The following is a 22,268-nucleotide window of genomic DNA, read 5'->3' as shown; positions in this document are numbered from 1 at the left end:
TACATAGAATTAAAGATTGAAGGAGGGAATTGAATGTTAATGAAATGCTTGCCTGCCGCAATCCTTATCACGGGACTATTATATATTTTTTTTATACCGGAAGAGCCTTTAATCATTAAAATCATATTCAAGGTCATCCCCATGTTATTGATTTTGCTCTACGCCTGCACAAAAGTGGGAAGACGGGATCGTTACCTATCCTTAATACTTCTTGGTTTATTCTTTTGCATGCTTGGAGATGGTTTGTTGATCTGGTTCGTCATCGGGCTTTCCGCCTTCTTGATCGGCCACCTTTTCTATATTTCGGCATTCTTTAGACTGTGGACCTTTTCATGGCTTCGCTTTGCGACGATTCTTCCGATTAGCATTTATTCCACTTGGATTGGCCGTGAAATTGTACGTTCTTTAATTGAAAAAGGTGAACATAACCTCATCATCCCTGTAATCTGTTATGTAACGGTCATCTCCCTCATGGGCTGGGCGGCATTTATGACCGGAAATGCGGCCGCAATCATCGGCGGGGTCTTGTTCGTGATTTCCGACTCCATTTTATCTTGGAACAAATTTATTGATGATGTTGCCTTTTCTGGTCCACTTATCATGCTTACCTACTATGCAGCCCAGTTTTGCATCGCTAACAGCATTCGCATGAAACCTTCTTTTCATTTATCGAAAGGTTTGAAAAGTGAACGGCCTATCCAGTGAATCTGAATGTCCAATCGTTCCACATGAAACATTTTCATTATAAAAAAGGCATCCACAGCTCTGCTTGAACTGTGGACGCCTTTTTTTATCCTTTAATTTTCTTTATGAAGACTACTTTTAAATAGTCCCCTTCCCTATACTCCGGAATTGTTTTAAAATCAGTCGGCAATGAGAATTGTTCCATGATCTCATATTTTCCATTCATTTCCTTGAAGGCGACATCAATGAAGTTCTTGAATTTTTTCATGTCGAACGTACTGCAATTAGTTGAGGCGATAATGACCCCATTGTCTTCCGTAATGGAAATGGTATCCTTCAATAGATTCGTGTAGTCTTTTCCGGCACTGAAAGTAAACTTCTTCGATTTGGCAAAGCTGGGCGGATCAAGGATGACCATTTCAAATTTCAAAGCCTTCTTCACTGCATATTTAAAATACTTAAAAACATCCATCACTACGATATTGTGAGCTTCGGGATCTATTCCATTCACACTGAACTGCTCAATCGTCTTTGGTAAACTGCGATTCGCCAGGTCGACACTCGTTGTTTTAACAGCACCGCCTAAAGCGGCAAACACGGAGAATGCCCCCGTATAGGAGAACATATTCAACACCGTTTTCCCTTTTGCGTATTCATCCCGTATTTTCCTTCTGACATCGCGTTGATCAAGGAAGACACCGACCATTGCCCCATCATTCAGATAAACAGCGAAATGGACTCCATTCTCCTTTACAAGAAGCGGAAATGCAGGCTGTTCACCCATGACAAAATCGTCTTCATCCACATACTGCCCCTTTGTATCAAAGCGTTTCTTCTGATAAATCGATTTGACCTCGACCGTTTCTTGCAACGCCTTAATGATGTAGTCTTTAAAGGAATATATCCCTTTGCTATACCAGCTAATGACATAGTGACCATCATAATGATCAATGATTAAACCGCCTATTCCATCACCTTCCCCATTAAACAAGCGGAAAGCTGTAGTCTCCCCATCTTCAAAAAAAGACTTTCGAAATTCATATGCTGCCTGGATTTTGCCGTTAAAGAAGGTTTGATCGATCTTTTCATTTTCTCTTCGGGTCAATACCCAGCCGTAGCCCTTATTCTGTTTACCATAATATCCTTTTGCTAGAAAGCGGTTGTTTTCATCCACCAAACGCACTAAGGACCCCTCTTCCTGAAGGTCATTAAGGTTGGCTATCGACTCTTTAACAATCAAGGGAAAACCCTTGCCGATTTTACTCACGAACTTAGCTTTCACTTTTATATCTATTTCTTTTCCCATATATATCATCCTATCTATGCAAATGCTATCCTCCCCATTTTACCCTATTCCCTTTATAAATAAAAACCAGCCCGGTTCCTTAACCAGGCTGGTTTCTAAGAAAACTTTGATTATGAAACTTCCAAATGAAGATCGCCTGGTTTAACTTTACCCATCATCTTCAGTACCCGATGTAAGGCAAGTGTGATCACAGCTGGCAATACCATACCCACTGCGACATAAACCAAGAACGTGTACAACCCCTGACCTGTTATGATGGCAATCGGGGCAATCATTGAACTTAACCCCATACCTCCAAGCTCATACGGTACTTGAAAATTGAATGCCAAGGTAGCGATAGGCGCACAGATGACTGCCGCCACAAAAGGCGGAATTACATATAATGGTTTTTTGATTAAGTTAGGAAATTGAACTTTTGGCGTAACGACCATCTGTGCCAGGAACCCGCCCATATCATTATCTTTATAAGACATGACAGTGAACCCGACAAACTGAACGGTACATCCGATTAGAGCTGCAGCACTGGAAACGGGATCTAATTGCAGGGCGATCGCCAGTGCAGCGGAAGACGCCGGTGTCATCAATAAAATGCTCCATACCAAGGCTATGACCATGGAACCGATTAAGGGAGAACCCTCGACCGCAGCGGTGGTTTGACTGCTTATCCATGTTAGGAGCGGAGTGGTGACAAGAGCCAGGCCATATCCCGAAACTCCACCGACAAGAACTGCTCCCATTGGGATGGCCATGATGTCCAACTTCGTTTTGCCGATTAGGCGCTTACCTATATATGTTGCAATTACTGCCGCCAAGACAGCACTTAGTGGCTGACCCGTAACAATCGTGAAGGCACCCTCAGCAGTTCTGTGAATGGCAGCACCTCCAACAGCACTTGAAGCCATGGCGCTAAAGATAATTAATGAATTTCCTCCTAGCTGATATGCGATACCTGCTCCTAAAGCTGGTGCTAACAAGACCTTTGCGGCCCCGCCTATTGCCAGGAAGACCTCCCAACCTAAATATCCCCCTATGGATTCAAACAATAACCCGATCCCTAATGTAACCAAAACAGCGTTGGCTATCCCTGTTGATGCCTTGTACATTCGATCGCTGATGTATTCTTTCCTGCTCACTTTATCTCCACTCCTTGTTAATTATCAGAATATTCAATTTAGGAAAATCGAAAAAAAAATAAAGGTCTTCATTTAAAAAGCCTATTAAGTATATCGTACCACTACCTGAATGTCTGTTAATGTCTGTTAATGTCTGTTCGTATAATAACATGAATTTTCTGATAATGTAAGTGATATTTTTATTCTAATAAAATAAAAGCGTTTTCAAAAAATAAAGGGTTAACACATTCTTATACATTTAAAACAAATATAGTATTATTTCAAAATAAGTTATCCTTATTAAAGATGTACTGTATGGAGATAACTCGATACATTTACGGACCAAAAAAAAGAACCCGATTCAAGGATTCTCTCACTAGCTGGATTTATGACTTTTCTAATAGACACCCATCTCATTTCTATTGAAAACTTTCCAATTTTGCAAAAGTATTCCTCAAAAATTGGTAAAACAATTTCTCCGTTGGCATCAGTTCCCTATCAGTCGGAACGATGACCCCTACTGCCCTGGTTACAGATGGGTCCTCCAGCGGCAATTTAACCGTAAAACGAGGCAAGCTATCAATCAAGGAAATCTCAGGAATCAAGGTTATTCCCAGACCTGCTGCCACCAAGCCTTTTATAGCATCTGTATCCTTTCCTTCGAATGCCACTTCCGGTTCAAAGCCATGCAGTTTGCAAGCTTTCATAACGAGATCCCTTAAAACATATCCCTTTGGATATACGATGAACGGGTTTCCTTGAAGCTCATTTAAGGATAATGATTTCTTCAATGACAAAGGATGGCTTTCTGGTAAAAGGGCAACTAAGTTTTCAATAAATAGCGTTTCACCTTTGATTTTCTTTTCATTCACCGGCAGTGGGCCAATCAAGGCCATGTTTATGTTACCTTTTATCACAGAATCTATCAGGTAGCGATATGAACCTTGTTTCAATGTGAATTTTGCCTGCGGATAACTTTCCCTGAAGTCGGAAATGACCCTTGGCAATATATAAGAAGCTAAACTGCTGGGAAAGCCAATGCGGATTGTCCCTTTTTCTGGATCCAGGCTTTCAGCCATCTCACGCTTGGCACGATCGATTATATCCATAGCTTGTTCCATATGAGATAAAAATGTATGTCCTATAGGTGTCAATCTAATCTTTCGGCCATCCCTGATAAATAAGGGCACGCCCAGCTCTTCTTCTAAATTGTAAATTTGGCGACTGACAGCAGACTGGGCAACATGCAAGTCCACTGCTGCTTCCGTCATATGTTCACGCTTTGCCACTTCAATGAAATATTCAATTTGCCTTAATTCCAATCTAAGCTCCCTCTTTCATATCAAAACAGCATGTTATTTATCTAATATTCAGATTGTTCGTTTCACTTTTAAATTATATCATGAAAGTATCATATAAAAACCGATAGACTTACCCTATTTAATATTTTATGACTTTATCTAAAGGAGAGAGAGAACAATGACAACTTCACAGGAAGTCGAGCATGAGGAATTACAAGATGCCAGAGAGTTCGTAAGTCAAGTATACGCACAGGTAAAGGAGCGTAATCCCCACGAAAGTGAATTCCACCAAGCCGTAAAGGAGATATTCCTTTCATTGATCCCCGTTTTTGCGAAACATCCTGAATATATGAAAAGCGGGATATTGGAAAGGCTGGTTGAACCCGAAAGAATGATCACCTTCCGTGTCTCTTGGGTTGATGACCTGGGAAATGTTCAAGTCAACCGTGGTTTCCGTGTACAATTCAACAGTGCAATCGGGCCATTCAAAGGCGGTCTTCGATTCCATCCCACTGTAAATTCCAGCATCATAAAGTTTCTTGGTTTTGAGCAAATCTTTAAAAACTCTCTTACAGGCCAGCCAATTGGTGGGGGAAAAGGCGGATCGGACTTCGATCCAAAAGGAAAATCGGATGCTGAAATCATGCGTTTTTGCCAAAGTTTCATGGCAGAACTAGCTCGCTATATCGGACCTGATACAGATGTACCGGCTGGTGATATCGGAGTCGGTGCAAGGGAGATCGGTTACCTGTTCGGTCAGTATAAAAAAATGCAAGGCAGCTACCAAGCTGGTGTTCTAACTGGTAAAGGCATAAGTTACGGCGGAAGCTTGGCTCGTACAGAAGCGACTGGATATGGAACGGTTTACTTTGTCGAAGAAATGCTAAAAGACAAAGGGTTACAATTCCATGGCAGCACTGTCGTTATCTCCGGATCTGGCAATGTATCCATTTATGCCATTGAAAAAGCTACACAGCTAGGCGCAAAAGTTGTTGCGTGCAGCGACTCCAATGGCTACATATACGATGAAAATGGTCTGAACCTCGATACAATTCGACGTCTAAAAGAAGTGGAACGAAAACGATTGAGTGAGTATATCGATGCGCACCCGGAAGCTGTATACCATGAAGGAAGCTACGGCATTTGGTCTGTACCATGTGACATCGCACTTCCTTGTGCCACACAAAATGAAATCGATGAAGAAGCAGCAAAATTACTGGTCAAAAATAATGTGAAGGCAGTCGGTGAGGGTGCTAATATGCCCTCAACCCTTGAGGCCATTGATGTATTCCTTAATAACGGCATCCTTTTTGGACCAGCAAAAGCGGCCAATGCAGGCGGCGTAGCCGTTTCTGCACTCGAAATGGCCCAAAACAGTGCCAGAATGCCTTGGACGTTTGAAGATGTCGATGCCAAACTGCATGAGATCATGAAAAACATCTATAAAAACAGTGTCGAGGCTGCAGAAGCATATGGTGCGCCTGGCAACTTAGTTGTTGGGGCAAATATTGCCGGATTCCTTAAAGTGGCGGATGCTATGCTGACTCAAGGTATCCTCTAGCAATCAGTTGATTTAAGAGGCGGTTCCGACATGGGCCGCCTTAAAAGAGTGAACTCACTTTCCTTTACTCTCTTATTCATATCAATTTAAGCTGAATATCCATACTCAGATAACATCAATGAGATTAAAACATTTTTTTAATACTACAAAAAGAGTGCCGGAAAAGTCCCGGCACTCTTTTTGTTTGAGAGACAATCATTCTTTAGTGACCAATTTCAATGGAACGGATATTGTGTCATCCACTTTGTCGCCTTTTAAGATTTTTTCAGCCGCATTAACCGCTTCTACACCGATAAGTGCCGGTTGTTGGGCGATTGTAGCTTTTAGTTCACCGTTTTCAACTGCTTTCAATGCATCATCATTTCCGTCAAAACCAACTACGATGATGTCTTTTCCTGCTGCCTTGATTGCTTCAATGGCCCCAAGTGCCATTTCATCATTATGGGCGAATACTGCTTGGACGTCTTTATTGCCTTGCAGGATATTTTCCATGACGTTAAGCCCTTTTGTCCGGTCGAATTCCGCCGTTTGGCTTGTCAGGACATCTAATTGCTTGTCCGCAATATTGTGGAAACCTTTCCCGCGTTCACGAGTTGCAGATGCCCCGGATACCCCTTCAAGTTCCACTACTTTCGCTTTTTCGCCAAGCTCTTTAACTAGATATTCTGCAGCCATTTCCCCGCCAGCCACATTGTCGGAAGCGATGAACGTTTCAATGTCGCCTTCGTCTGAAGAGCGGTCAATCGTGATAACGGGAATGCCCGCTTCATTTGCTGATTGAACGGCTGAAGATATTGCCGTAGAATCAGTAGGATTCACAAGAAGGACATCAACCTTTTGAAGAATTAAATCTTCAATTCCGCTAATTTGTTTTGCCGTATCATCCTGGGCGTCAACAACTGTGACTTTCATGCCTTTTTCTTTTGCTTCTTTTTCAATACCATCTTTTAAGGAAACGAAGAATGGGTTGTTTAAAGTAGAGATGCTGACTCCGACTTTCACGTCTTTCATGGAGTCTTTCTTTTCTTTTTTATCATCTTTTAGACCAGAATCCATTGAACAGGCAGCTAAGACCATTAAAGAAAGAACCATGATGATCGATACTATTTTTTTCATTGATTACACCTCTTCTTATGATTTTTTACGGTCAAGTAAGACCGCGATTAATATAACTGCACCTTTTACCACTTGCTGGTAGAAAGAGGATACACCAAGTAAATTCATGCCGTTATTCAAGGTACCGATGATCAAGACACCCACCAGCGTACCGAACAACCGCCCTTTACCGCCTGAAAGGCTCGTTCCGCCTAGCACCACTGCTGCAATGGCATCCATTTCATAGGATTGGCCTGCCGTCGGCTGTGCCGAATTCAGACGGGATGTTAAAATGGCACCAGCGATTGCTGCCATCGTACCAGCCAGACCATATATGGCCACCTTGACTCGGTCAACTTTAATCCCCGAAATACGGGAAGCCTTTTCATTTCCGCCAATGGCATATGTTTTACGGCCAAAGGATGTTTTATGAAGCAGGAACCATAGGATGAAGAAAGCGATGACCATCACAACGGCCGGTACTGGCACTCCCAGGAAGTAACCTCTCCCCAGCATCTGGAACATTACAGAATCGCCAATTCCAGTAATCGGCTTTCCATCCGTATACACAAGCGTTAATCCCCGGAAAATTGTCATGGTGGCCAGTGTCACGATGAAAGGCGCCATTTTTCCTTTTGAAACGAGAATCCCATTGATTACACCCATTATTGCACCTAGTAGAATCCCTACTAATATTGCTAAAATCGGATCTAATCCCGAGACCATCATACCAGCCATAAGTGCGCTGGATAGAGCTAAAATGGAACCGACGGACAAGTCGATGCCACCTGTCAATATGATAAAGGTCATTCCAAATGCAATAAGTGCATTGATGGAGGTTTGACGCAATAAATTCAATATATTATTCGGTTCCATGAATGATGGATTTAAAACGGTTATTACGATAAATAAAAGTACCAAGGCGAGTAACGGACCAAATTTCTGCCAAATCCCGCTTTTCCCTGTAGCCTCAAGTTTCATCCTAGTTCCCTCCTGTCGCCAATGCCATAATTTTTTCTTGCGTCGCTTCCTGCTTTAACAATTCCCCAGCAATCTCACCTTCGTGAACCACAAGGATTCTATCACTCATTCCAATGATTTCCGGAAGTTCTGACGAAACCATGATGATGGCGATGCCTCGCTCCGTCAATTCATTCATCAACTCGTAAATTTCACGTTTTGCACCAACATCTATGCCTCTGGTCGGTTCATCCATAATTAAAACTTTAGGGGAAGTGCCGATCCATTTGGCTATTACCACCTTTTGTTGATTTCCTCCGGATAGATTGCCGATGACCGTTTCAGCAGAAGAAGTCTTTACGTGAAGTCGCTTAATCATCATTTCGGCAAAGTTCATCTCATCTTCCGTTTTTACGATTCCGTTAGGAGCAAAACTCTTGAGATTCGGCAAGCCGATATTTTCCCTTACAGAAAAGTCCAGGATTAACCCCTCTTCTTTACGATTTTCCGTAATGAAAGCCAGGCCGTGTCGAACTGCATCCGTTGGTTTTCGTATGGAAACTTTCTTGCCTTCAATGGTAATTTCACCGCTGTCTATTTGGTCGACACCAAAAAGGGCGCGCATTATTTCTGTTCTGCCTGCTCCCATCAATCCGGCTACACCGACAATCTCACCTTGCCGAACCGCGAAATGGATATCTTCAAAAAGCCCCTTTTTAGTTAAACCTTTTACATCAAGGACTATGTCGCCAGGATTCGCTTCACGATGAGGAAAACGATCCTCCAGCTCCCGCCCGACCATTTTTTGAACGACTTCATCGAAATTTGTATCTGCAATTCTTTTCGTATCGACTGTTTTTCCGTCACGCATTACGGTGATTCTGTCACAAATGGCGAATATTTCTTCCATTCGGTGAGAAATATAAACAAGCGATACACCCTTTTTGGTAAGCCCCTTCATCACTTCAAAGAGCTTCTCTATTTCCCTATCAGTTAAAGCGGCTGTGGGCTCGTCCATGATGATGACTTCGGCATCCGTCATGAGCGCCTTGGCAATTTCAATCATTTGCTGTTCCCCGACAGAACAAAATCCGGCTTCCTTATCAAAAGGAAGGGAAATATTAAGTGTTTTAAAAATCTCGTTTGCACGCGCTTTCATTTGTTTCGTCTTCAGGACACCGAAGGCATTCACCATTTCCCTGCCGATAAATAGATTCTCCAGCACGGTCATTTCTGGCCAAATATTCAATTCCTGACGGATAAAGGCCATTCCCGCCTCCTCCGCTTCCTTTGAATCCTTGAATGAGGTTTCTTTACCGTTAATCTCAATCGTTCCTTGATCTTGTTTATGCAGCCCTGTCAAAATGTTCATCAAGGTTGATTTTCCCGCACCATTTTCTCCCATTAGTGCATGCACTTCCCCAGCCTCTAAAGAAAAATGAACACCTTCCAATACCTTGTTTTGACCAAATGCTTTATAAATATTGTGCATTTCGATTTGCATGCTCATCATCTCATTTCTTTAAAAGAATACTCCAGACTGCAATATGCAATTTGAATATGGCGTCGTCTCCCCGGTCCGGATTATTGCTTTCGCGTTACTTGTCAGCCTTTTAAAATCCTCATGGGAAACATATTCAATCGCTGCTCCGAATTGCTGCTCCATATATTGATGCTGTTCCGGGTTTTTAACCTTCACTTCTGTGGCAGCGATAACTTTTTCAACAACCATATCTTCGTGAATCGCCCGGACGACATCTTGAAATGATGGTGTTCCAGGCGTCAATGCTAAATCTATCTTGCAAACTCCAGGTGGCACCGGCAGCCCGGCATCACCTACGACAATATAATCGGTATGACCAAGGTCAACCAGGACCTTGGCTATTGAACTATTAATGATTCCTTGACGTTTCATGCTTCAAAGCCCCTCTCTACCTCTATCCTTTGCGGCATGCCACCTTGGGCGCCTAACTTCGTCACGGAAATGGAGGCTGCCCGGTTCGCGAATAACAAACATTCGTCAAAACTTTTTCCTTCTGCAACAGCCACGGCAAAGGCAGCATTGAATGTATCCCCTGCGCCTGTTGTATCCACCGCTTCCACTTCAAAGCTTGGAACAACCTTTTCTTCATGTCCGTCAAAATAACGGACGCCATTTTTTCCTTCGGTAATGAATAATTTATTGGGATGCTCAGTCAAGACTTTCGTCCTATCTCTCCCATTGAATAGTATCTCGAATTCATGTTCATTCGGAGTAAGGAATGATGCCTGTTGAATGACAGTCTCGCTTAGCTTGCGGGCGGGAGCTGGGTTCAATAGTAATCTCTTTTGAAGCGTGTTGCATAATTCTGCCAGATATTCCACCGTTTCCTCAGGTATTTCCTGCTGAACCATCACAATATCCGATTCCTCTATCACCTTTTTCGCCTTTTGTACATATTCAGGAGTAATGAAATCATTCGCACCTTTTACGACAATAATGCTGTTATCACCTTCCGAAAGGGTAATGTGTGCTGTCCCGGAAGCGAAACCTGTAACCGGTTCCACACACTCCGTATTTACATGATTTTTTTTCAGGTTTTCTAAGATGATCTCTCCATAAACATCATCTCCTACACATCCAACCATCGACACTTCTGCACCAAGACGTGCCGCTGCAACAGCCTGATTGGCTCCCTTTCCTCCAGGAACCGTGATAAAGGACTCTCCTAAAACCGTTTCCCCAGCCATTGGCCGCTTAGCTGATGTCACCACTAAGTCCATTGAAGAACTTCCCACTACTGTAATTCTAATCATGTCTTCTCCGCCTTCCTTCTCGTTGTTTGTCTCTCCACAAAAGAAACAGGGAGCTTTTTATGTGTTACTTCCATTTTTTCTTGATTGATCCTTTTAATTAGCATTTCCGCCGCTTGTGCCCCCATCTCATAGGCTGGCTGCCGAATTGTAGATAACGGCGGGTGCAATAACGCTGTGAAGGCGATATCATCATAGCCGATCAATTGTATGTCTTCCGGTATCCGTTTTCCCCGTTTTAAAATCTCTTGAAGTGCAGCGGCTGCAACAATATCATTACAAGCGATGATTCCATCCGTTTCCGGATATTGCTCGAACAGCTGCTTCACGCAAGTTTGGCCGCCCTGAAGAGTTAGGGATGAATCCATGACTTGCACGTTCACTTTTGCTTGTTTCAATTCTTCCAATGCTGCCATGTACCGTTCATATACAGGTTTTATTTCGACTGGCCCCCTAATGAGGACTATATTCGTACTGCCTCTATCCAGCAATACGCGTGCTGCCAGCTTACCGCCTGTCTTTTGATCGGAATAAACAGCTGGTAATTTCTCTGCTGTACGGTCTAGAAGGACAACTGGAATATCCAGATTATCGAAATTTTCATTGGCTTCTTCACTAGTTGAAGCAATCATGCCCACTACATTATTTTGCAGAAAAGTGTCAATATATTCTATTTCTTTATCTCTCTTTTCATCACTATTTCCAAAAATTAACCGATACCCAAATTGCTGCAGATAATCCTCGACACCTCTTGCCATTTCTGGGAAGAAGGGATTCGTAATGTCCGGCAAAATCAAACCAACCAATTTGGATTTACGTTTGTAGAGGGATCTTGCCACTTCATTCGGTTTATAATTTAATTTTTCAACAGCTGCCATGACCACCTTTTTTGTGTCCTCATGGGCATAACCACTGCCATTCATAACTCTGGAAACCGTTGCCACAGAAACCCCAGCTTCCTTTGCAACATCCCGAATAGTTGCCAATATATCACCCTCAATAATTTTGTGTAACCGTTTACACAATAGCTTATCACCAATTTATATGAACGGCAAGCCCTATTCCAAAGATAATTTTCGAGAAATTTGGACCAAAAAGGATAAAATAATCCTTTTGTTAACTATAATCGCTCTATAAATTTTTTAACAAAGTTGATTGGAACGGGTGTACGAGACTCCTGCGGGAAAAGCGTGTCTAGGGGAGACCCCTCAGGCGCAAGCTGAGGGCTGACCGCCCGTGGAAAGCGAGTGCCTGGAGCGGAAATCAACGGTCTAATTGTAAAAGCCATAAAAAAAACAGTAGACAAACTCGATTTTCATGGAGTTTGACTACTGTCTGAAACTGGCTCAAAAGTCTGAGCCAGTTTAACTTTAAAGCGTTTTTGCAGGTAACTTTTCATAAAGGGCATTATTCACATGCCCAAACTCAGATGCATGCGGCCGGTCTTCACCATCGCTATATCCATATTGAAGCATCCGATTTCTATTCAGGCAAAGTTTCGTTAATTTTGGTGCAAAGAAATTGAATGTATCGAAACGATCCTGTAACATCGGGAATTTTTTCTGATGTGTAAGGATTGTTTGAGCGACGCCTTCCCAAAAAGCATTCTCATCCAAAAGGGACCTCTTCATCAGAAGTGTTGACAAGTATCGGAAATGACAGATGAAAAGTCCCGTGAAAATGAATTGAACCAGCCCCTCGGGAGTCTCACTTCTTAGTACTTTTCTTAAATCGTCAGGTAGGTTACTTAATTCAGGAAGCGGCTGATCACTGACGTTTACATCATCTACAAAATCCTTGATGGCCAAACGGTGAGGCTTGTAATCCTTCAAGACTAAAATGGTATTTTGACCATGCGGCGAGAAGACCAATCCGTATTGATAGATAAAATGTAGTAATGGTGATAGAATGACGTCGAATAATTGAGCTGTCCAGGCTTCTGCAGTCAATCCTGATTTTTCAATAAGGCTTTCCACATATGGTTTCCCTTTGCTGTCCACATGTAAAAGGGACGCAAGCGTAACGGGCTTTTCGTCTTCTTCCATATAACTGTAAATGCTTTCTCTCCAAATACCACCCAGCATCTCTAAATATTGATAGGGTACATTCTCTAGCTTGGAATAATAGGGGTGATCAACATTTAAACTGGCCACTTCACCAGGAAGCACTACTTTGCATTGTTCTTTCAAGAATGAATCATTTTCATAAATGTTCTTTATATACGTTGTGATTTTTGGGGCAATGACCGTGCGCTCCGCTGGTAATCCACGGTAGACTAGCGTATTTAAAATGCTCATCGGCAGCTTTACGTGGTGTTTATCCTTTTTCGATACATTAACAAATGTCCGAATGGATTGTTGCGGCAGATACTCATCAGGACCATTTCCCAAAGCTACGATCAGCCCTTTAGCCAAGTCATCGGTAAAGTTCTGGATGATTACATTCTTCCACTGCCATTCATGGACTGGGAGGTAGTAATAGTTTTCTGCGTTCAGCCCTTTTTCCGTCAATCTTTTTGCAAATGATTTTTGGGTTTCCCCATCCAGTTCATTCTCCATCAATTGCTTATAGGATAACGTTTCGATTGAATTGAACTCACCCCTCGTTTTATGGACGGCAATCCAAGATAACTGAACTTCCTTCTGGTTTTCTGGAGCGAACTTCAAATAATCATCATAACCGAATCCGATTCTTCCCTTGTTATAAGCAATCCAAGGGTGACCGCTCATTTCTCCTTCAAGTAATGCATAATCCAGTTCGACTAAATCATCCGCATCTTGTTCAGGTTTGGATAGCAATTGGAGATCCGCAAGCAGCGTATGATGGAATTCTTTGATTAAATGTCCTGTTGTTTCGGCAGTCATCCCAATTAACGGCTGGATGTCTAGAATGAATTGAATGGCATCATTGGCTTGTGTAAAACCTTCCGTTTCACATACCTGGATCGACTCGGCTTGTACTTCATAGCTGTCAAAAAGGCGTGAAGACGCCAAAAATTGATAAGATTTCCCCTCATTTATCTTTAACTCATATAGGTTTCCTGTTGCATTTTCGTTCAGAACAGCTGGATGGATCATATCTTCATACATGTACTCAGAAATCATCTTGGCCAGCAGGTTTTGGTTTACTATGTACCAATTTTTTTCTGAAACCGCCTGTTCCACTTCATTTATGAACTGCATATAATTCTCCCTTCCCTTCTCTTAGTAAGCCATGACGGGTGATTTTACACGGAATGACTGAAATGCACCCTTTGGCTCGGATGGATAAACTTCTTTACCTGCCAATTGATTGATGATAATCGAATTTCGGAATGCCCCTAAGCCTAGATCCGGAGCACCCACACCATGTGTATGCATCTCGCCATTTTGAATAAAAAGGTGATTCGGTGTAGAGATGGCCGTTCCTACCCGATAATCTTTCGTTATTGCAAGACGCCCCAAGTCATCGCGGACTAAATGGTCTTCCATGGTTTCAAGGAATGCCGGAAGGGTTGATTTATAGCCCGTTCCAAAAACAATCGCCTCTGTGTCCACATCAAATTCGCTATCTTCGACCCACTGTCGGCATTTCAATCTCCAGCCATTTTCAGCGGGGGTAACTGCCGCAACTTCCGTCATGGCCCGAAGTTCAATGGAAAGTTCGGCATTTCCAATCGATTTTTCATACATCTTGTCAAAAATTGCTGCAATTGTCGTAGCACTGATCCCTTTATACAATAAATCCTGTTTCGGCAAAATTTCATCCTTCTTTTCCTGTGGCAGCCGATAAAAGAAATCAAGGTAATCTGGAGTGAAGTATTCTAACCCGAGTTTTGAGTATTCCATAGGGAAAAATCCCTTGGATCTTGTATACCAGTTTAGCTGGTAGCCATACTCCTCCTGCTCATTAAGCAAATCCAGAAAGACTTCGGCTGCACTCTGTCCAGATCCGACAACCGTTACGGATTTTTTCTTTAAGACATTTTCTTTATTCCGTAAATAATCGGCCGAATGCAGGATGCTCTCTCCCATATATGGATGAAAGGCCGATGGAACAGTCGGGGCGCTGCCAATTCCCATGACTACATGACGGCTATAATAGACATCGATCTTTTGTGTTTGTGCATCCCTTACACTGATTTGATAGCAGGGTTCATCTTGATCCCCTATATATTCAACCGCCTCCACCGCTTTTCCAAAACGGCAGCTATCAAGTTGATGGGCAGCCCAGCGGCAATAGTCGTTATATTCTTTTCGTGGAATCAAGAATTTTTCAAGGAAGTAGAAATGATAAAGCCGATCATGCTGCTGTAAATAATTCAGGTAACTATATGGGCTTGTCACATCTGCCATGCTAACCAGATCGGCAAAGAACGGTACCTGCAGAGTTGTCCCTTCCAACAGCATCCCTTCATGCCAATTAAATTCCTGCTTTTTCTCAAAAAAGACGGCATTCAACTCCGGGGTTTTCTCCAAAAGGGCCGCAAGTCCAAGATTGAAGGGACCTATCCCTATCCCTACCAGGTCATAGATAGATTGTTGCTTCTCCATACTTCCACTTCCTCTCGAAATTCTCCCGTGTACATGACATTAGCAATGCTGTTTTATCAGGGAGCTCAATTTCTTTAATTGGGGTAAACCCGCACTTTTCAAATAAGTAAATCATCTTTGCATTTCGAATATCCGGTTCAGCCATCACTTTTTTTGTTTTTGCAGAAAGTAGTTGGTATTTCACCATTGCACGTAAAAACGGCAAAGCCAGTCCTTTTCCTAGATAATCCGGATCACCAATGAGTAAATGAATGCCTTGGTCTCCCTCTTCGGATTCATAATAATCTTCGATGATATCGCCTTTTACCCAATACGATTCCCAATAGCTCATGGGAATTGAGTCCAGGCAGCCTAAATAGAGTGTTTGATGTGTATCAGCCAATGCCTTTTTTAAATGAACAGCGAATTTTTCTTTTGTGAAATTCAAATTCCAGTAGGGTATTACATGATCTTCATGCATCCATTTATGCAGTGTATCTATATCCCTCTCAAATTCAACTTTGACAAATGAAAGCTGTTGATTACTGTCCTTCAGCATTTCTTCATAACTATTTTTCATGGACGGCCATAACCCCCTGCGCGAACGGATTATCAATCGTTGTATAAACGGACTGTGTCTCAAGTGAACCAACAAGCTCATCCATATCATGAAATCTCGTCAGTAAATTAGCCTTACAAGATAATTCCCGGGCATGAAGCAACCTTGAAACAACTCGATTCAACCCTTCATCTTCGCTTTCCATGCTGCTTGTTTCAAGTTGTTCCTGAACGAGCTGCAACAGTGTTTTTTCCGATACTAATCCTTCCGTACCAAAATTATTGATTAAGCCTAATAAGTGATTAAAAAAGAAATAGTATTGCAGTCTTTCTTCAGCGACTTCATCAGAACAAATCGTGAAGCTTTTTTCACTTAGTTCAGGCAAGATCTTCAGCAGCCTGTCCACTTTGGACTCACAATAGTAATACCCTTGATTATCACGATAATAAAAAGTGGCTGGATACCCATCTTGAAGTTGAATGATGGAATTTTGTTGATGGGCTTCTAAAACAATTCCATACTCTTCAAATAGCCAAAGCATCGGTTTCAATGTCATTGACAGATAAGTTTTGAACCAATCCTTACTTACTTCTTCGGTACTGCGGTTTTCATCAGCTGATAATTTGCGGATGATCGCCCCAAGTCTTGATGGTGCACCATAGGCATTATCCTGACATAAGCCGGCAATCAGGCTTGCTTGTTTATCGTTTTCATAAAAAGGGTTTTCCCGAATATCAACATCGAATCCTGATTCTTGCTCGGTTGTTTTGATCGTTAGATAAGCAGGGTCCTTGATGATACGGAAGGAGGGGTGCCGTTCTTTTAGGTCGTCGCCCACTTTAGAATCTATTAATTTTGCAATTTCCACTCCACGATCTAGTTCTTTTTGCAGATTTGCACGTAAAGAATTCGTGATTTTAACCGGAACGGAAAATTTGTACATATATCTCGATGTGGCACTATATACCGTTCTAAATGAAGAGGTAGCCGTGAATTTTTTCCCAAGCGGTCCTGCATAAACTAGTGTCCCTTGCTCGATTAGCCTCTTGACCTCTTCTTTTTCGATAAGCACTTTTGCCTGAAGCGGATGTGCCGGGATGATGATATATCGGCTTTCCTTTTGGCAATACGTTTCTTTGAATTCACTGGAAATCTCCAAGTCGCCGGCTAATTCCTGTTTAATGATCTCACTTGCCGATTGGACTTCACTAGAATCCTGGATGACAATCGAAGGTTCTGCCAGGAAGTAGTGCAGCTGAAACTCCCCTTTTAATTCAGGTGAATAGATCCATTCATCTTTTTCTGAAATGCCCTGCTTGCTTTTCGGTGTCGGGTGGAACAAGTGCCCGAATAAAAGCGACTGCTCTGCTTCGATGTAGGTGAAATCAGGACTTTGAAGTTCATCAATGTCTTCCGTCCTGGATTCAACATACCGTTGAATATTTTGGCTGCTAAGGATGACACGCAGCATCAATTCATCTTCACTATCCGTCCGCCCCTGTTCATTCAATAATTCTTTAGAAACAATCGAGACCATTGTCACGTAATCTAATTCATGTACTTGTTTGGATGCAGTTTGATAGTAAATCGGGAAGTTGAAAATATGACGCCCCGTTTCCGACCAATATTTAAGCGGAACAAGCAATGCAATATCTTGGGATATGAGCTTACTGACTAATAATGGACCCGGGATGGTCCCCTCCAAATTCGGCCAGTTTTTCGTTTCTTCTAAACTGCAATTTCCGGTTTCCCGGAAATAACAATTCAGAAAGCTTTGCATCGTCGCCCTTTCAGCTATTTGCTTACCATTCATCTTCATTCCTCCATCATCTTGAACATTTCACCTAATACTCGAATTTCGTCCAAAATTTCCTCTATGTGTTCAAGCCTTGTCATTGGATTCAATAGTGTCATTTTTAAATATACCTGTCCTTCAAAACGCGTTTTTGCTAAAAATGCCCGTCCGCTTTTCAGTAATTCTTGCTGAATCTGTTTATTTAATAGATTTACTAACTGATCACTTTCTCCCTCGGGATTATAACGGAATACAACCGCATTCAATTCAGGGTCTTTATTCAATACTGTGAATCCTTCCTCTTTATCGATCTTCACAGCCACTTCACGTGCAAGGTGACAAGTATAGTCGATCATTTCGGCAAAGGAATCCAGCCCAACGACCTTCAATGACATCCAGAGTTTCAGTGCGTCGAACCTTCTCGTTGTTTGAACCGATTTATTGACTAAATGAACCATGCCCTCCGCTTCATCCTCCTGTGGATTCAAGTAATCGGCGTGATGCTGGATATATTGAAATGAGTTGCTGTCAGAGACAAGAAAAGCACCACAACTGATTGGTTGATAGAATAATTTGTGAAAATCAACCGTAATCGAGTCGGCCCGTTCAATTCCGCTGATTAACTCTTTGTAATCCTTACTTAAAATCATTGCGCCTCCATATGCGGCGTCCACATGCAGCCATATCCCATTCTTTCTTGCAGCTTCGGACAATTCGTATAATGGATCTATTGAACCAAAATCCGTTGTTCCACAAGTTGCAACGATGGCAAATGGCAGTAAACCCTGTTCCTCTAAAAGCAGCAATTGTTGATTTAATTCAGCTATGGACAGACGGTGATTTGAATCCGTTTTAATCGTGATTACAGCCTGTTCACCAAGCCCCAGCTGTGCTGCTGATTTACGAACCGTAAAGTGGGCAGCCTCGGAGCATAGGATCCGCAATTTTTTCGCCTCGGCCGGCAAGCCATGCTGTTGAACGTCAACACCCCAGAAACGCTTACAATAAGCGTCCCTCGCCAATAGCAGGCCCATATAATTAGATTGGGTTCCACCGCTTGTGAAAATACCATCCGCTTGTTCTGGTAACCCTACCTGGCTGCACAGCCAATCTATTAAACGCTCTTCAACGAAGGTTGCCGCCGAGCTTTGGTCCCATGAATCCATGGATTGATTCAACGTACCGATAATCATTTCCGCAGCCACGGCAGGTATTAATGTCGGGCAATGCAAATGTCCGATACAAGCAGGGCTGTGTACATTGATGCTGTCATTAATAACAAACTCCGCCAGCTCATCAGCTACTGCTTCCATTGTCGTCCCTTTTGAAGAAGCGAGGGTCAGCTCGCTTAATCTTGCTTCTATTTCATACGGTTTTTTCCCAGAGTATGGTGAATTGTTCCCTTTTAAAAAGTTCGTCAGCTTTTCTTCAGTGATTTTTAATGACTGGCTGTAGTTATTGAAACCTTCTTCGTTATTCAAGAACAATCGGGAATAAGCAAAATCAGTTTTATTTATCATTTCGATCATTGATCATTCACCCTCTTGCAACAGCTGCACGAACAGCTTGTTCAAAAATTGCAGTGGCTTCGCGAAGCTGGGATTCCGTTACGATCAATGGAGGCAAAAACCTCACTACACTACCATGTCTGCCGCCAACTTCCAGAATCAACCCTCTTTGAAAACACTCCTGTTGAATGGCACTGGCAAGTTGCGAATCAGCTGGATGGCTTCCATTCGCATTTTGCGGTTCTTCATGATTGATCATTTCTACACCGACCATTAATCCCCGGCCTCTGACATCACCGATCTGCTTAATATCTTTTTGCAAATCTTTAAGAATATCCTTTAAGATTTCTCCCATTTTAGCGGCATGCTCCACAAGATTCGTCTCTTTCATGTATTTTAAAGTTGCTGTTCCTGCTGCCATCGCCATTTGATTTCCGCGGAACGTACCGATATGTGCACCTGGCGACCATAGGTCCAGCTCTTTGTTATAAATCACCACCGATAATGGAAGACTTCCGCCTATTGCTTTGGATAGTACAAGAACATCCGGAACGATTCCTGCATGTTCAAAGGCAAACATTTTCCCTGTACGGCCGATACCTGATTGAACTTCATCAATAATTAGCGGAATGCCCTTCTCCTTTGTTATTCTTCTGATTTCCTTAAGCCATGGAATTGGAGCTGGAATGGAACCTCCCTCGCCTTGTACTGCCTCTAAAATCATTCCTGCAGGTGCCAATAATCCTGATTCGGGATCATTCAATAGATTTTCGATATACTGGCTACTGATTTTATGGCTTTCTTCTCCGCCTATTCCAAAAGGACAGCGATATTGATAGGGATACGGCAGGAATTGTACATCTGGCATTAATCCTTGTATTTTTTCCTTCGGTTTTGTATTGCCGCTGATTGACATGGTTGCATGCGTTGCCCCGTGGTAAGCTCCTTGGAAGGATAAAATGCTTCTATTGCCTGTTGCTGTTTTAACCAGTTTAAGTGCTGCCTCAATGGCATCTCCGCCAGTAGGACCACAGAATTGAATTTTTGCGTTTTTCCTGAATTCCTCAGGCAGGCATTCAAAAATTTCATCGACGAACTGCTCTTTTATCGGCGTCGTAAAGTCCAATGTATGTAAAGGACGTTTATCCTTAAGAATTTTTTCCATTGCTTCAAGCACTGCCGGATGATTGTGTCCAAGCGCTAATGTTCCAGCCCCGGCAAGAAAATCAATATATCGTTTTCCATCCATGTCTGTTAGGTAAATTCCCTCCGCTTGATCGATGGCCATGGGTAATCTTCTAGGATAAGATCGAGCATTTGATTCCCTTGTATTTTGTTGTTCCAGTAGTTGATCATTTTTAGTAAGCGTGTTCGTTACCATATTAAACCTCCATGTATTGAATTAATTGAGAATAATTATCATTATCATGAAATTCATTTTACTGATAATGATAATTATTCTCAATGAGTAAATCCACTCATTTTTCTTCTAGTAAATTCCAATAAAATTAAGAAAAGGTTAAAACTGGGGCGTATTCTCTATTTATCTATTGAATATAAAAATGTTCTTAAGGTTTTATTAAGATTCTGTTTATAAGCTGAACGCAGTTAATAAATCAAAGAAAAGGAGGAACAACAATGAATGGTTTAAAGGGAAGGCGAGAACTCAAACATGCAATCACCAAAGCGGATTGTCACTTATTAAGAAATAATCTGCAAAACTTCATGAGGCTTGATCCCCATGGGCTGGATGGGAAATATTTAATTCGAAGTGTCTATTTCGATAACTTTGACAATAAAATCCTCCGGCAAAAAACAGAGGGGTTCTATCACAGGGATAAGTTCAGGGCTAGACTTTATGATCATAATACCGATTTCATCAATCTAGAAAAAAAGAGTAAGCGGAATAACCTTACCTATAAACAGAAGTGCAGGCTTTCTGCTAGAGAATACGAACGGATTCGTTCAGGGGATATAGCTTGGATGTCCGAAGATTCAAGGGATATCCTCAGGGACTTATACGTTCAAATGACCCTTTTCCAAATCAAGCCGACAACCGTCGTTGACTATGAAAGGGAGGTATTCATCTATGAGTACGGAAATGTGCGGGTCACCTTTGACAGTAATGTGAAAACGAGCTATCGGGATACGGACTTCCTTAATCCCGAATTAATCGTTGTCGATGCTTTAGACCCAGATTGTGTCATCCTGGAAATAAAGTTTGACGAATTTCTTCCGGATATCATCAAACAATTGTTATCCATCATCGATACTAGAAAAACAGCTTTTTCAAAATATCAACTTAGCAGAAGATACGGCTGATTGCAGCAAACACATAATATTTGGAGGAATAGCAAATGGATACGACGACAACAACTAGCACCACTTTTAATGATATTTTCAAATCAAGCTTTTTGGACAAGACCGAGAGCTTTTCAATCATTGACTCCCTAATTGGATTACTGTTGGCATTTGCCATCGGACTGTTCATTTACGTCATTTATAAGAAGACCTTTTCCGGTGTGATGTACTCACACAATTTCAATATTTCCCTCATCATCATGACAATGGCCACGGCTTTGATCATCATGGGCATATCAACTAATATCGTTATCTCCCTTGGTATGGTCGGTGCACTCTCCATCGTACGATTCAGAACGCCCATCAAAGATCCCATGGACTTGGTCTTCCTGTTCTGGGCAGCGGCCTCCGGGATTTTATGCGGGGCAGGATTAATTCCGCTGGTTATCATCGGTGCCATTTTAATAGGTATCGTCATGCTCATATTTGCCAATCGGATCACTGTTGAAAATCCATTTTTATTAATCGTTAAATATTCAGATGCATCAATTGAAAAAACGTTAGAAGAAATGATATCCAACAAGGTGAAAAAGCACTCCATCAAATCAAAATCCGTCATGGCGGATAATAACCTCGAAGTGACATATGAAATTCGATTAAGAGATAATAATGCGGAATTCATTAATCAAGTCAAGGACATGAACAGCGTTCACTCTGCCATCATGTTAAGTTATGATGGCAACTTCACAGCTTAAGATAGATGGCGGACATAAAAATCCATG

Annotated in this window: 19 protein-coding genes; 4 read left to right on the top strand and 15 right to left on the bottom strand. The window is 42.1% G+C overall.

Features of this window, described 5'->3' with window-relative positions; all coding sequences use genetic code 11:
• Window positions 1-33: 33 nt before the first annotated feature.
• Window positions 34-705 (top strand): lysoplasmalogenase, encoded by a 672-nt coding sequence (locus BS1321_RS12590; protein ID WP_063234266.1) that lies wholly within the window; start codon window positions 34-36, stop codon window positions 703-705.
• 85 nt (window positions 706-790) lie between these two features.
• Here BS1321_RS12590 and BS1321_RS12585 read toward each other — a convergent pair whose 3' ends face one another.
• From BS1321_RS12585 to BS1321_RS12575, 3 genes are all read right to left on the bottom strand, one after another.
• Window positions 791-1,990: a class I SAM-dependent rRNA methyltransferase gene (locus tag BS1321_RS12585; protein ID WP_063234267.1), complete on the bottom strand. Its 1,200-nt coding sequence runs from the start codon at window positions 1,988-1,990 to the stop codon at window positions 791-793.
• A 110-nt stretch (window positions 1,991-2,100) separates the two neighbouring features.
• On the bottom strand, window positions 2,101-3,093 hold the full coding sequence (locus tag BS1321_RS12580) for a PTS sugar transporter subunit IIC (RefSeq protein ID WP_063234333.1): 993 nt from the start codon (window positions 3,091-3,093) through the stop codon (window positions 2,101-2,103).
• A 428-nt stretch (window positions 3,094-3,521) separates the two neighbouring features.
• Window positions 3,522-4,424 carry a glutamate biosynthesis transcriptional regulator GltC gene (locus BS1321_RS12575; protein ID WP_063234268.1) on the bottom strand — a complete coding sequence of 301 codons (903 nt, stop codon included), beginning with the start codon at window positions 4,422-4,424 and terminating at the stop codon, window positions 3,522-3,524.
• Window positions 4,425-4,581: 157 nt separating this feature from the next.
• Between BS1321_RS12575 and gdhA the strand changes: the two genes are divergently transcribed.
• The gene (gdhA, locus tag BS1321_RS12570; RefSeq protein ID WP_063234269.1) at window positions 4,582-5,964 is read left to right on the top strand and encodes an NADP-specific glutamate dehydrogenase; all 1,383 of its coding nucleotides are present in this window, start codon (window positions 4,582-4,584) and stop codon (window positions 5,962-5,964) included.
• Between the two features lie 195 nt (window positions 5,965-6,159).
• Here gdhA and rbsB read toward each other — a convergent pair whose 3' ends face one another.
• The 12 genes from rbsB to BS1321_RS12510 form a co-directional block, all read right to left on the bottom strand.
• Window positions 6,160-7,080 (bottom strand): ribose ABC transporter substrate-binding protein RbsB, encoded by a 921-nt coding sequence (gene rbsB, locus BS1321_RS12565; protein WP_063234270.1) that lies wholly within the window; start codon window positions 7,078-7,080, stop codon window positions 6,160-6,162.
• A gap of 15 nt (window positions 7,081-7,095) precedes the next feature.
• Window positions 7,096-8,040 carry an ABC transporter permease gene (locus BS1321_RS12560; protein WP_063234271.1) on the bottom strand — a complete coding sequence of 315 codons (945 nt, stop codon included), beginning with the start codon at window positions 8,038-8,040 and terminating at the stop codon, window positions 7,096-7,098.
• A 1-nt stretch (window position 8,041) separates the two neighbouring features.
• Complete coding sequence (locus tag BS1321_RS12555) at window positions 8,042-9,523, bottom strand: sugar ABC transporter ATP-binding protein (RefSeq protein ID WP_063234272.1); 1,482 nt, start codon at window positions 9,521-9,523, stop codon at window positions 8,042-8,044.
• Between the two features lie 18 nt (window positions 9,524-9,541).
• Window positions 9,542-9,934, bottom strand: coding sequence for a D-ribose pyranase (gene rbsD / locus BS1321_RS12550; RefSeq protein WP_063234273.1), 393 nt, complete (start codon window positions 9,932-9,934; stop codon window positions 9,542-9,544).
• Window positions 9,931-10,815, bottom strand: a complete 885-nt coding sequence (gene rbsK, locus BS1321_RS12545; RefSeq protein WP_063234274.1) for a ribokinase — start codon at window positions 10,813-10,815, stop codon at window positions 9,931-9,933. Before rbsK ends, rbsD begins: the two co-directional genes overlap by 4 nt.
• Window positions 10,812-11,798 (bottom strand): LacI family DNA-binding transcriptional regulator, encoded by a 987-nt coding sequence (locus BS1321_RS12540; RefSeq protein ID WP_063234275.1) that lies wholly within the window; start codon window positions 11,796-11,798, stop codon window positions 10,812-10,814. The genes rbsK and BS1321_RS12540 overlap by 4 nt, the downstream gene beginning before the upstream one ends.
• 384 nt (window positions 11,799-12,182) lie before the next feature.
• Window positions 12,183-13,994 (bottom strand): IucA/IucC family protein, encoded by a 1,812-nt coding sequence (locus BS1321_RS12535; protein WP_063234276.1) that lies wholly within the window; start codon window positions 13,992-13,994, stop codon window positions 12,183-12,185.
• Window positions 13,995-14,015: 21 nt separating this feature from the next.
• On the bottom strand, window positions 14,016-15,344 hold the full coding sequence (locus tag BS1321_RS12530; protein ID WP_063234277.1) for a lysine N(6)-hydroxylase/L-ornithine N(5)-oxygenase family protein: 1,329 nt from the start codon (window positions 15,342-15,344) through the stop codon (window positions 14,016-14,018).
• Window positions 15,319-15,903, bottom strand: a complete 585-nt coding sequence (locus BS1321_RS12525; protein ID WP_230159723.1) for a GNAT family N-acetyltransferase — start codon at window positions 15,901-15,903, stop codon at window positions 15,319-15,321. The genes BS1321_RS12530 and BS1321_RS12525 overlap by 26 nt, the downstream gene beginning before the upstream one ends.
• Window positions 15,893-17,695, bottom strand: a complete 1,803-nt coding sequence (locus BS1321_RS12520) for an IucA/IucC family protein (RefSeq protein WP_063234278.1) — start codon at window positions 17,693-17,695, stop codon at window positions 15,893-15,895. The genes BS1321_RS12525 and BS1321_RS12520 overlap by 11 nt, the downstream gene beginning before the upstream one ends.
• A 2-nt stretch (window positions 17,696-17,697) precedes the next feature.
• Complete coding sequence (locus BS1321_RS12515; RefSeq protein ID WP_063234279.1) at window positions 17,698-19,206, bottom strand: pyridoxal phosphate-dependent decarboxylase family protein; 1,509 nt, start codon at window positions 19,204-19,206, stop codon at window positions 17,698-17,700.
• A 7-nt stretch (window positions 19,207-19,213) separates the two neighbouring features.
• Entirely contained in the window at window positions 19,214-20,566 is a 1,353-nt protein-coding gene (locus tag BS1321_RS12510; protein WP_063234280.1) for an aspartate aminotransferase family protein, read from the bottom strand.
• A gap of 257 nt (window positions 20,567-20,823) precedes the next feature.
• Between BS1321_RS12510 and BS1321_RS12505 the strand changes: the two genes are divergently transcribed.
• A complete protein-coding gene (locus BS1321_RS12505) occupies window positions 20,824-21,507 on the top strand; it encodes a polyphosphate polymerase domain-containing protein (protein ID WP_063234281.1) in 684 nt (227 codons plus the stop codon).
• 35 nt (window positions 21,508-21,542) lie between these two features.
• A complete protein-coding gene (locus tag BS1321_RS12500; protein ID WP_063234282.1) occupies window positions 21,543-22,241 on the top strand; it encodes a DUF4956 domain-containing protein in 699 nt (232 codons plus the stop codon).
• Window positions 22,242-22,268: the final 27 nt, after the last annotated feature.

Source organism: Peribacillus simplex NBRC 15720 = DSM 1321 (assembly GCF_002243645.1).
Classification (GTDB): Bacteria; Bacillota; Bacilli; order Bacillales; family DSM-1321; genus Peribacillus; species Peribacillus simplex.
The sequence above is the reverse complement of the archived record's forward strand: the minus strand, read 5'-3'. Positions and strand labels throughout refer to the sequence as shown.